The following is an 11657-nucleotide window of genomic DNA, read 5'->3' as shown; positions in this document are numbered from 1 at the left end:
CAAACTACATATGAGCAACGCCTACCTCTGGGTAAAAACCTTTCACATCGTATTCATTACCTCTTGGTTCGCCGGTTTGTTTTACCTGCCCAGAATTTTTGTGAACTTGGCTGAAGAGAAAAACTCTGAGGCATATGCTCGTCTTTTGGGTATGGCTGATCGCCTCTTCCGCTTTATGACAATCTTGGCTGTGCCAGCGGTACTGCTAGGTCTGACGCTATGGCTTTACTTTGGCATTGGTGCTGGCGATATTTGGATGCATGCCAAATTATTCTTTGTGATTTTGGTGATTGGGTATCACCATGCCTGTTTAAGTTTGCTCAAGAAGTTTCGTGCAGGCATCAATAAACGATCTGGCGTTTGGTTTCGTTGGTTTAATGAAGTCCCAGTGATCTTATTGGTCATTATTGTTGCCCTGGTGTTGTTTAAGCCTTAAGACCAGCTTTTTAATACTGTTTTATTTTTTTAATCCCCCCATTTAAAGACTGTTAGCCTCATGAGATTTTTTGTTGTTTGTCCAGGCGGTTTGGAAGTACCGCTTGCCCAGGAGCTAGCAGAGATTGCTGGACGCCCAGAATGTAAGGCCTTGGGGGCATGGGTAATTGATCCTACGCCAACTAGCCCTACGGGTGGTGTTGGTCTTGCTGCACCGATTTCCGCTGCAATGGCGCTGAACTTGCATTCCCGCATTGCGAGTCGGGTGTTATTACAAATGGCCCAAGCGCCTTATAGGCAAGAAGAGGACTTATATAAATTGGCGAGCGGCTTGGCCTGGGAGGAGTGGTTTAGTTCAAAGCAAACTTTACGAGTGGATGTGACAGCGCATCGCTCCCCATTAAAGAGCTTAAATTTTGCAACCCTCAAAATTAAAGACGCCATCGTTGATCGTTTGCGCGATGTGACTGGTGATCGCCCCAGTATCGACACTGCCTTTCCGGATGTGCGAGTGCAGGCCCATTTAACAGCTAATCAAATCACAATTTATTTAGATACTTCGGGTGAAGCATTGTTCAAGCGGGGCTGGCGTGATGAAAAGGGTGATGCACCTCTGAAGGAAAATTTAGCCGCTGGTATCTTGTCGATTACCTCTTGGAAACCAGGGCAAGCTTTATTTGATCCTATGTGCGGTAGCGGCACCTTCTTAATTGAGGCTGCGCAGACAGCACTAGGTGTTCCGCCGGGCGCTATTCGTGCGGGCATGTATGGCGATGATGCCAAGCCAAGTCGATTAGCTTATCGCCCCTTGGTGACTTCCGCTCATGGCTTTGGGTTTCAGAGACTTAAGCCATTTAATGAAGCTGCTGAGCAAAAACGCTGGGTAGATTTGAAAGAAGCGGCACTTGCTTTGATGTTGGAAAAGCGTAAGCAATACCCAAATGTCGATGCTCTGAAAATATCCGGTGGCGATATCAACGAGAAATTGGTGTCGATGTTCAAAGGCAATTGGCAAAGAGCCCAATTGCCCGATCAGCCGGTAGTGCGTCAAGTTGATGCTTTGGCAGCCAAAGCCCCAGGTAATCTCAGCGAGGGTGTAATGTTATTAAATCCTCCTTATGGCGAGCGCTTGGTAATTAAAGGTGGACGTGGTCAGGATCGCGCTTCTAGTGAAGATGCTAATTACGATGACGAACCTGATAACCGTTTTGAGTTGAACTTAGAAACAGGTCGTCAAAGTGCTAAGCGTTCAAGCCGTGAGTCTTTGAAAAAACTGCAAGCTCAAGAAGAGCAGGATCCAAAGTTTGTAGAGTTTTTGCTTCAGTTCGGCCAACATCTTAAAGAAGATTTTGGTGGCTGGAATATCTTTGTGTTAACAGCAGATATGGCTTTGCCAGGCCAGTTACGTATTAAAGAATCTAAGCGCACCCCTTTATTTAATGGTCCTTTGGAGTGCCGTTTATTCAAGTTTGAGATGCATGCTAAGCGACCGGCTTAATACACTCAAAAATCTTAAAATAGACGAGCAAGCTTAATACAGCCAAATTCATGCAGCTAAAAAATATTCGGAGAGCTAAATAATGGAATTGAAAACGTATATGTGTTTGATCTGCGGTTGGGTTTATGACGAAGCCGCTGGTCTACCTGATGAAGGTATTGCACCTGGAACCCTTTGGAAAGATGTTCCGATGAACTGGACTTGTCCAGAGTGCGGCGCCCGTAAAGAAGATTTTGAAATGATGGCAATTTAATTCGGAAGTAATGATGGCAAAAGTAGATCAAAACGAAGTTTTATTTGAGCGAGCACAAAAGACGATACCTGGGGGCGTGAACTCTCCAGTTCGAGCATTTCGTCAGGTGGGCGGAACTCCCCGTTTTGTTACTAGAGCCCAAGGTCCTTATTTCTGGGATGCCAATGATCAGCGTTACATCGACTTAATTATGTCTTGGGGCCCAATGATTGCAGGTCATGCTAATCCTGAAGTGGTGGCTGCGGTTCAGAAAGCCGCCGAGACCAGCTTTAGTTATGGTGCTCCGACTGAAGGCGAGATTGAATTGGCTGAGCGTATCTGCGCACTCATGCCGAGTGTCGAACAAGTACGTATGGTTTCTAGTGGAACCGAAGCAACCATGAGTGCTTTGCGTCTAGCCCGTGGTTACACCGGCCGTGACTTAATTATTAAGTTTGAGGGCTGCTATCACGGCCATGCCGATAGTCTCTTAGTCAAAGCAGGTTCAGGCTTACTTACCTTTGCTGACTCCACCCAAAATGCGCCTTCTTCTGGTGGCGTTCCGCAGGATTTGGTGAAGCACACTTTAGTGCTGCCCTATAACGATGTGGCGGCAATTGAGGAAGTATTTAAAAAGCAGGGTGATCAGATCGCCGCTGTGATCTTGGAGCCGATTGCCGGCAATATGAATTTGATTCAGCCATCAAAAGAATTCCTGTCCTCCATTCGTGCTTTGACGAGCAAGCATGGTAGCGTCTTAATCTATGATGAAGTGATGACTGGCTTTAGGGTTGCTTTAGGTGGCGCTCAATCTTTACAGGGGATCACCCCTGATCTCACTTGCCTAGGTAAGGTCATGGGCGGCGGTATGCCGATGGCGGCATTTGGTGGCAAAAAAGAGATTATGAATAAGCTTGCCCCTTTGGGTAATGTTTATCAAGCGGGCACTTTATCCGGTAATCCGGTAGCGGTTGCTGCTGGTTTGAAAACTTTGGAGATTATTTCTCGTGAAGGTTTCTACGAATGCTTATCTGGCCAAACAGAAAAGTTGATGACCGGCTTAAAGCAAGCAGCAGATAAGGCTAGTGTTCCTTTTGCTGTGGATAGCGTAGGCGGTATGTTTGGTTTTTACTTCACCGATCACGTACCAACTTCTTATGAGGCAGTTACCAAAACCAATATTGAGGCGTTTAAGAAGTTCTTTCACTTCATGCTGGATGAGGGTGTGTATTTGGCGCCATCTGCCTACGAAGCGGGCTTTACTTCAATAGCGCATGACAATGCAGTGGTCGACGCCATTATTGCTGCTGCAGAGAAATCCTTTAAAAAGCTTTGAGCTTTAAGTATTAAATAATCAATATTTCTGATTGTTTACATTCTGAGTGGGTGGTCATAACCACTCACCTGAATGAGCTCTAGATTTTTAGAGTCTTTATTTGAGCTAGAGATTTCTAGGGCAGAGAGCTTGCCACCCCATACGCAGCCAGTATCTAAGCCAATCACATTATGTTGACGTAGTAAGCCCAATGTTGACCAGTGGCCGAAGTACGTGAGAACGTCCTGAGTCTTTCTGCCTGGGACTGTGAACCAAGGAATGTAGCCTTTGGGACCTTGTTCCAAACCTTCCTTACTCTCAAATTCCATTTTGCCAGTTGGTGTACAGAAACGCATTCTGGTTAGGGTATTGGTGATGAGGCGAAGGCGCTCATAACCTTTCAGTGATTTACTCCACTGATTCGGCGTATTGCCATACATATTGGCTAAAAAGTCTTTATATGATTTACCGCGTAAAGTTTTTTCCACTTCCTGCGCGCATTCAATGGTTTGCTGCAGATCCCATTGCGGCAACACTCCTGCATGAACTGTTAATACTTTGCCATTACTCAAGGCCATGGGTCGATTGCGAATCCAGTGAATCAGTTCTTTGCGATCTGGCGCCGACAGTATGGGTTCAATAGTGTCCAGGCCTTTGGATTTTCGAAGTCCTGCGTCGATTGCCAGGAGATGTAGATCATGATTGCCTAAGATGCATTCAGCGCGACCTGATTCTTGTAAAACTTTTAGCTGGCGTAATGCACCAAGCGAGTCTGGGCCGCGATTGACGAGATCCCCCAAAAAAATCATCTTCGATTTTTTTGGAAGTTTCTTGACTAGTGCTTTGAGAGAGGGCGCACAGCCCTGCACATCCCCTACGGCGTAGATCTTGCTCATACCCTATCTTAAATCGGAACTGTGAATAGGCCTTGAATGATTCTATAGATTAGGCGACTTTTTTAACCACGCTGTAACGCACCAAGGTATTTTTGCGCGCTTCATCGTGATCCACTACCGGCAGTGGATAGTCACGCCCAATTACGATCCCGGCAGCCTCTAGCTCAATATGGCCGGCTTTCCAGGGGGCGTGAATAGACTTTTTGGAGAGCTTTTCTAGTTGAGGTAGGTAGCGTTTAATAAATTTACCCTCTGGATCGAATTTTTCTGACTGGGTAATGGGGTTAAAGATGCGGAAGTAAGGTTGCGCATCACATCCTGAGGAAGAGGCCCACTGCCAGCCACCATTGTTTGAGGAAAGCTCAAAGTCATTGAGGTGTTCTGCAAAGTAGGCTTCACCCCAGCGCCAATCTATTCCTAAATCCTTGGTCAGAAAGCTTGCCACTACCATTCGTAAGCGGTTATGCATGTAGCCGCTTTGATTAAGTTGATGCATGGCTGCATCCACAAGTGGGTATCCTGTTTTACCCTCACACCAAGCAGCAAATAGCTTCTTTGCTTTAGAGCCAGATTCCCAAACGATATTGTCATAGTCCGGTTTAAAAGATGCGCCTGTGGCTAAGCGAGGATGATTAGCCAGAATCATGAAATAAAAATCACGCCAAATCAGTTCACTTAACCAAATGGTTGCACCCATGCTACCAGCTAACATGCGACGATGGGCTTCACGTACCAAGCCTCTGATAGAAAGCATACCAAAGCGTAAATGTGTAGAAAGATAGCTAACACCCTTAATTGCCGGGAAGTCTCTACCGATTTGGTATTGATCAATGCGGGGTAGGAAGTCTTCCAAAAAGGCTTGACCACCCTTGGAGCCAGGCGGTAGATAGCTTTCAATGCCAGTGGGGCAAAATCCCATCGACTCTAGAGAAGGCAGTTTTTGATCTAATTTTTTTGGTAAGACTCCCAATTGCTTAGGCTTTGGGCTGCACTCATAGGCAGCAAGATCTTTTTCTTGGAGAGTCTTGAGCCAGTTATTTTTATAAGGCGTAAAGATCGAAAAGACAGTATTTGAGTTTGTAAGAATTTCTTTCTTCTCAAAAATGACTTGGTCTTTAAAGCTCTTAAAATCAATTCCTAATTTTTCTAGAGATGCTTGAACAGCTTCATCTCTCTCAATTGCTGAGGGTTCATAGTCGTGATTGGTGAAAACGGTTTCAACGCCCAACTCTTTTGCAATTTGAGGAACACATTCGGTAGGGTTGCCAAAGCGAACGATCAGTCCACCGCCTTGCTTTTGAAGTTCATCATCGATTTGCTTTACGCCCTGCCAGATGAAATCTACACGGCGATCATGCTTGAGCCCATTGGCATCTAAATCACCCTTCAATAAGGGTTTGAGAATGTCTGTATCAAAAATGAACGTAAGCCAAACTTGACCACTTTCTTTTAGGGCGTGGTGAAGCGCAGCATTGTCATAGAGGCGGAGGTCACGGCGGAGCCAAACGAGAGCTTTTTGCATAGCCCCTATATTAGGGCTTATTCAGAGTAAATGCAGGCGGCTAGGCGGGGCAATCAGGTTAAGATCCTAATGAATGATAGATACGATCTTTTTTATTCTCTCGAAGGTAGTGCAATTTTGCATTGAGCCGCTCAATTGGGTGCCTATTTTCGTATTGCTGGCACTTCTCTTTTTATCCTTGCGAAAACCGCATCTCTGTAAGAGGTTTTTGGTGCTGGCTTTGATAGACCTTGCATTAGTGGGTTGGCTTCCTGCATCTGAAGTGTTTCTCAGAGCGCTTGAGAATGCCGTGACGAAAACCGAGATTACGAAATTATCGAATAATGAAGTGGGTGGCATCATTATTCTGGGTGGCGCCATTGAAGGGGGAGAGATTGCCGTTGATCGTGGCGAGATTTCAATCTACTCATCCGCTGAAAGAGTGACCAAAGCCTTCGAGTTAATACGTAAGAACCCCAATGTGCCATTCATATTCAGCGGTTATTCAGGGCGCATAACACCTAAGGGGGTTACAGAGGCGGATGCATTTAAGCAGTTGATTCAAGAGCAGGGCTTAAGCGAGCAGAACGCGCATTACGAAAATCAGTCTCGAAATACCTATGAAAATGTGCTTCATATGAAGCCAATGATTGAGGAGTTTGGCTTAAAAACAGAATCAGGAGGGCTTAAGCCATGGCTTCTAATTACCTCCGCTAGCCATATGTACCGCTCTACCAAGATTTTCCAAAAACAGGGTTTAGAAGTGCTTCCAATGTTGGTCGATTATCAAACGGCTAATAGCCTTCAGTGGACAATGTTTGACTTGGTGGATGGAGCCCACAACTGGAACATCCTCGTTCATGAAATAGTTGGTCTTTTTGCTTACTGGATTACCGGAAAAATCTAGATATTCTGTAAAATAAGCCTTATGACTTCGGCTAAAAAAGCACCCCCTGCTTCAGAACGAGCTTCTGTGTCAGAGTCATCAATTTCATTTTCCGCAGACCATCTCGCTAATCAGTTTTTAATTGCTATGCCGGGCATGGTGGATCCTAATTTTGCTGGTTCTGTGATTTACCTGTTTGAGCATACCGAGAGGGGTGCAATGGGTTTGGTTATTAATCGACCTACTGAGGTCGATTTGGAAACGCTCTTTGACAAGATTGAGTTGAAATTAGAAATTGCCCCTTTATTAAAGCAGCCGGTATATTTTGGTGGCCCAGTTCAAATAGAGCGCGGCTTTGTTTTGCATGAGTCTGATGCACTATCACCTTATAGTTCTTCATTAATTATTCCGGGCGGCTTGACGATGACTACATCCAAGGACGTCCTTGAAGCTGTAGCTGCCGGCAAAGGTCCGCAACATTTTTTGATGACCTTAGGTTATGCCGGCTGGGGCGCTGGTCAGCTTGAGGAAGAGATTACGCTGAATGGCTGGATGAATGTGCCATTGGCGCGTGAACAAATGATTGAGATCATCTTTAATACCCCATCAAGTCAGCGTTACGAAAAAGCGGTGAGTCACCTAGGTTTTGATTTGTCTCATCTGTCTGGAGAGGCTGGGCATGCCTGACGTATTGACGGTGATGGCATTTGATTATGGAACCCGTAGAGTGGGTGTGGCAGTCGGAAACTCTGTTACAAAAGCAGGCCAAGCTTTGAAGACCATTGCAGCGCCAAGTAGCGATGTTCTTTTTCAGGTGATTGAGAAGCTCTTGAAAGAGTGGCAGCCAGACCAATTGGTGGTTGGCCGACCAGTCCACCCAGACGGCACGCCCCATGAGATGACTGCGAAGGCAGTCCGCTTCGGCAATCAGTTGCATGGCCGCTTTCAGTTGCCGGTTTTCTGGGTGGATGAGCGCTATACCTCAGCAGTTTTAGAGGGGGACTCCAAGATGCACGACAATCTAGATTCACACTCTGCAGCGCTCATTTTGGAGCAGTATTTTGCAGAGCAAAGTGTGAAGCCTTAAGTTAGATTAAGTTAAACACTAGAAAAAGAAATAGTTCTTATATAGAGCCCGGACCAGAGAATGAATGCTGAACAGTTATACGGAAAATTACTAGAGAACTTGCGCAAGAGAGCGCAAGAGGGCTCTTTCGAGCTTGCTGGGCTTGCTATGGGTGGTGCATGGATTGCAGAGCGGCTCGCCCATGATTTAGGGCTTCCACACTTTGGGATCATTAATGTTGCTTTTCATCGGGATGACTATGCGGAAAAAGGCATGACTGCTTTACGTACTGCTAGCACTATGACTACGCATTTACCTTTTGATGTCAATGGCGCCAATGTAGTTTTGATAGATGATGTGTTGCTCACTGGCAGGACTGTTCGAGCAGCTCTCAATGAGTTATTTGATTTTGGAAGGCCTGCTCAAGTTGAGCTCATGGTCCTTGCCGATCGGGGAAATCGTGAATTACCAGTAACCGCTAACTTTGTAGGTGAGCAGGTACAGGTTCCGGATAACCAAATTCTGGTTTTAGAAAAAGATACCGCTGGCAAGTTCAGCTTTCAGCTAGAGGAGCGTGAGTAATGAGTCAGCTGGTAAATCAATTTAATGCGGCTGGAGAGCTAACGCACCTTCTCACTCTAGAGGGCTTGCCTAAGGAGCAGATTCTGCATATTTTGGATACTGCGCAACAGTTTGTGAGCGTGACAGATCCGGCCCGCGAGGTGAAGAAGGTTCCGTTACTGCGCAGCAAAAGCGTATTTAATCTGTTCTTTGAAAACTCTACTCGTACTAGAACCACTTTTGAAATTGCTGCTAAGCGTTTATCAGCAGACGTTATTAATTTAGATATTTCAACATCGTCTACTGCTAAGGGCGAGAGCTTACTCGACACCATTGATAATTTAGTGGCAATGCAGGCTGATATTTTTGTTGTGCGTCATAGCGTATCTAAGGCTCCAATTGAAATCGCGAATCACGTACCCGCACATGTGCACGTTGTGAATGCAGGCGATGGTAGTCATCAACATCCAACGCAAGGCTTGTTGGATATGTATACGATGCGCCACTTTAAGCAAAACTTCAAAGGTTTGAGGGTTGCGATTGTGGGGGACATTGTTCATAGCCGTGTTGCTAAATCGAATATTCATGCATTGACTACTTTAGGCTGTGAAGATATTCGTGCGATTGGTCCAGAAAGTTTGCTGCCAAGTAATCTAGATATGTTGGGCGTCAAGGTCTTCCATAGCATGGAGGAGGGCCTCAAGGATGTAGATGTTGTGATGACCCTGCGCATTCAAAAGGAGCGCATGGAAACTGGTCAGGTTCCCGAGGGAGACGCCTTCTTTAAGCAATATGGTTTAAATCCTGCGCGTTTAGCCTTGGCCAAGTCGGATGCCATCGTCATGCATCCAGGACCCATGAATCGCGGGGTTGAGATTGATTCAATTGTTGCCGATGGTCCTCAATCCGTGATCTTGAACCAAGTAACGTTTGGCATTGCAGTCCGCATGGCTGTGATGTCCATTGTTGCCGGTAACTAATCGAGCTAATTGAGTGACCATTTCTTTGCCCGCTGTGACGGAAAAAAAGCGTTGGTTGATTTTGACCCATGCTTTCAATATGGATGGTCGTGCAGCTAGTTTGACCATTACCGACAAAATCCCTTATTTATTAGAGGCGGGTGTAGAGCCGATTGTGTTCAGTGCTATTACTGGCATTAAAGATCAACGCTTTCCGCATTACCAATTTATTGCTTGGGGCCCTTCAGGTTTTCGTTTTGACTTTCGTCATTGGGTTGCCAATAAATATGGTCGTGGATTCATTTACAAGATCACCACGAGAACGGTTTCAATCTTATTGGCCCCACTCATTGCAATTGAGAAGCTTTGTCTTGGCTATTCCAGTCAATGGTCATGGGCATTGCCAGCCTTTTTGCATGGCTGGAGACTCATTCGCGCAGGTAAGGTTGATGTGGTGATGTCTGTTGGTAGCGCTTGGTCTGCTCACTTGGCTGGTGTATGGCTCAAGAAAGCAACCGGTATTGAATTGATTTCCGAAGTACATGATCCATTGGTCATTCGTAAGAATCCCAGTGATCCAGGATTTGAGAAACCTAAAAACCGAGATGCCCGATTTAGGCATTATTTAGAAAACCAACTCACTCGTTTCTCTGACAAGGTCTGGTGGTTTACTGAAGGAGCTTTGCATTATGCAAAGGTGCGTAATCCCAATCTCAATACACCTCATAATGCCCATGGCTTTGTAGTCACCCCTGGTGCTGAGCCTCCTGGCAGTCTTAATGCCAATAGGGCACATGCATACACATCCCAGCTCAATCTTTGTCATTTTGGCTCGCTAGCCAATGACCGATCACTTTCAACTGTATTAAATGGCCTGTTTCCTCTGTTTAAGAAATATCCAGAAGCTAGAAATTTAATTCGTGTCCATGCGTATGGTGCTCCTCTAGACTCTCTATCGCTTGAGGCAATCAATCAATTGGGATTCTCTGATGTATTACTTGCGCATGGTCGTTTAGAAAAAGATCCTGTCAGCGGTAAGTCTGGGCGCGAGCGAGTTGTCGAGAAGATGCAAGAGGCAGATGTTTTGATATTGCTGCATGGTAATGATGAGTGGTGTGCCGAGTACATTCCATCCAAGTTTTACGATTACCTCTGGGCCGGTCGTCCTATCTGGGGCATTACCCACCGCAATCCACAGCTGGATCAAATGTTGCTTGATAGAGGGGCATATTTAAGTGCTGAAGGCGATTCTGAGGGTATTGCCATGGCCTTGGAAAGAATTTGGTTAGACTGGCAGGGAAAACATTTAATTGAGCCAGTATGGAAGCCGATTGGCGTTGATCAGGCTGTTAATACCATATTGACGAATGTACAAAGCCACTCTCAATAACAACAGGAATATCGTTTGAAAGATTTTGTTCTTTACTGCAAATCCTATTCAAGGGATTTTCTGCGTCTAAAACGCCTGTTGGACTCTATCAATAAGTTCAATGTTGATCGCCTTCCTTTTTATATTTCTACTCCAAAAACAGATCAAGCACTTCTCATAGAAGTTTTGGGGCAAGAGGGTTATACCTGGGTGGCTGATGAAGATATTGTGACTGCTAATCCTAAGGCTAGTTTTGAAAAGTATCGGGCTATGCCGGGCGGCTTGTCACAGCAGATTGTGAAATCTGAGTTTTGGCGCTTAGGTTTATCTGAAAACTATTTATGCCTAGATTCCGATTGTTTATTTATTCGAGATTTTCATCAATCTGATTTCTTATCTTTAGATGGCGTGCCTTACACAGTCCTGCATCAGAACAAAGAGCTTTTTCAGATTGCGTCCAATCGTGGTCAAGATAAAGTGGAGAGAGATCTTAGGGCTGAAGCGGACCGTGTGCAAAAATTATTTGGCCGTGTAGGACCTAATTTTTATTGCGCGCCAGCTCCGTTCATATGGTCGGCCAAGGTATGGCAGTCTTTGGATGCTCAATTTCTGCAACCTCAAGGTATCAGCATTTGGGATCTAATTACCCCTGAATATCCTGAGACTTTGATTTATGGAGAAGCCCTCCTAAAGTTCCACGCTATTCCGCTGATTGCGATTGAGCCTTTGTTTCGGATCTATCACTACGATTGGCAATATTTCCTAATGAAGCGCCTTGGTGAAACCGAAGCTAAGGTTGCAAAGCATTACATGGGGATTATTTATCAGTCCGCTTGGGAATCTGAGTTGAATTTCGGCGCTTCACAAAAATCATTACCTTCTCGTCTATTGAAGCGCTTAAAGCGTTTTGGCCGATATCTGCAAAGCTATCTATAGCAT

At 45.4% G+C, this 11657-nt stretch carries 13 protein-coding genes; 11 read left to right on the top strand and 2 right to left on the bottom strand.

The genetic code is table 11. From position 1 onward, the window contains the following. The first annotated feature begins 10 nt into the window (after positions 1-10). The 4 genes from VC159_RS09710 (at position 11) to hemL (ending at position 3501) form a co-directional block, all read left to right on the top strand. A complete protein-coding gene (locus VC159_RS09710) occupies positions 11-436 on the top strand; it encodes a CopD family protein (RefSeq protein ID WP_323473455.1) in 426 nt (141 codons plus the stop codon). 60 nt (positions 437-496) lie between these two features. Next, positions 497-1933, top strand: coding sequence for a THUMP domain-containing class I SAM-dependent RNA methyltransferase (locus tag VC159_RS09705; RefSeq protein ID WP_323473454.1), 1437 nt, complete (start codon positions 497-499; stop codon positions 1931-1933). Positions 1934-2015: 82 nt separating this feature from the next. Next, a complete protein-coding gene (locus VC159_RS09700) occupies positions 2016-2186 on the top strand; it encodes a rubredoxin (protein WP_323473453.1) in 171 nt (56 codons plus the stop codon). A gap of 13 nt (positions 2187-2199) precedes the next feature. After that, on the top strand, positions 2200-3501 hold the full coding sequence (gene hemL, locus VC159_RS09695) for a glutamate-1-semialdehyde 2,1-aminomutase (protein ID WP_323473583.1): 1302 nt from the start codon (positions 2200-2202) through the stop codon (positions 3499-3501). Between the two features lie 35 nt (positions 3502-3536). Here the strand turns inward: hemL and VC159_RS09690 are convergent, their stop codons facing one another. Together VC159_RS09690 and VC159_RS09685 are read right to left on the bottom strand one after the other, a co-directional pair. Beyond that, a complete protein-coding gene (locus VC159_RS09690) occupies positions 3537-4376 on the bottom strand; it encodes a symmetrical bis(5'-nucleosyl)-tetraphosphatase (protein WP_323473452.1) in 840 nt (279 codons plus the stop codon). A gap of 49 nt (positions 4377-4425) precedes the next feature. After that, positions 4426-5898: a deoxyribodipyrimidine photo-lyase gene (locus VC159_RS09685; RefSeq protein WP_323473451.1), complete on the bottom strand. Its 1473-nt coding sequence runs from the start codon at positions 5896-5898 to the stop codon at positions 4426-4428. 73 nt (positions 5899-5971) lie between these two features. On the opposite strand from VC159_RS09685, the gene VC159_RS09680 reads away from it, so the two are divergent. The 7 genes from VC159_RS09680 to VC159_RS09650 all read left to right on the top strand — a co-directional run bounded on the left by VC159_RS09680 (position 5972) and on the right by VC159_RS09650 (position 11654). Next, complete coding sequence (locus tag VC159_RS09680; RefSeq protein WP_323473450.1) at positions 5972-6784, top strand: YdcF family protein; 813 nt, start codon at positions 5972-5974, stop codon at positions 6782-6784. 126 nt (positions 6785-6910) lie between these two features. Continuing rightward, complete coding sequence (locus VC159_RS09675) at positions 6911-7450, top strand: YqgE/AlgH family protein (RefSeq protein WP_323473582.1); 540 nt, start codon at positions 6911-6913, stop codon at positions 7448-7450. Then, entirely contained in the window at positions 7443-7850 is a 408-nt protein-coding gene (ruvX, locus tag VC159_RS09670) for a Holliday junction resolvase RuvX (RefSeq protein WP_323473449.1), read from the top strand. Before VC159_RS09675 ends, ruvX begins: the two co-directional genes overlap by 8 nt. 60 nt (positions 7851-7910) lie before the next feature. Then, positions 7911-8411, top strand: coding sequence for a bifunctional pyr operon transcriptional regulator/uracil phosphoribosyltransferase PyrR (gene pyrR, locus VC159_RS09665; protein ID WP_216232355.1), 501 nt, complete (start codon positions 7911-7913; stop codon positions 8409-8411). After that, positions 8411-9370 (top strand): aspartate carbamoyltransferase catalytic subunit, encoded by a 960-nt coding sequence (locus VC159_RS09660; RefSeq protein ID WP_323473448.1) that lies wholly within the window; start codon positions 8411-8413, stop codon positions 9368-9370. Before pyrR ends, VC159_RS09660 begins: the two co-directional genes overlap by 1 nt. 34 nt (positions 9371-9404) lie before the next feature. Further along, a complete protein-coding gene (locus VC159_RS09655; protein ID WP_323473447.1) occupies positions 9405-10739 on the top strand; it encodes a hypothetical protein in 1335 nt (444 codons plus the stop codon). 15 nt (positions 10740-10754) lie between these two features. Continuing rightward, the gene (locus VC159_RS09650) at positions 10755-11654 is read left to right on the top strand and encodes a DUF6492 family protein (protein ID WP_323473446.1); all 900 of its coding nucleotides are present in this window, start codon (positions 10755-10757) and stop codon (positions 11652-11654) included. Positions 11655-11657: the final 3 nt, after the last annotated feature.

It is taken from the genome of Polynucleobacter sp. JS-JIR-II-c23 (genome assembly GCF_035011225.1).
GTDB lineage: Bacteria > Pseudomonadota > Gammaproteobacteria > Burkholderiales > Burkholderiaceae > Polynucleobacter.
This window is presented reverse-complemented; position numbering and strand designations above follow the sequence as displayed.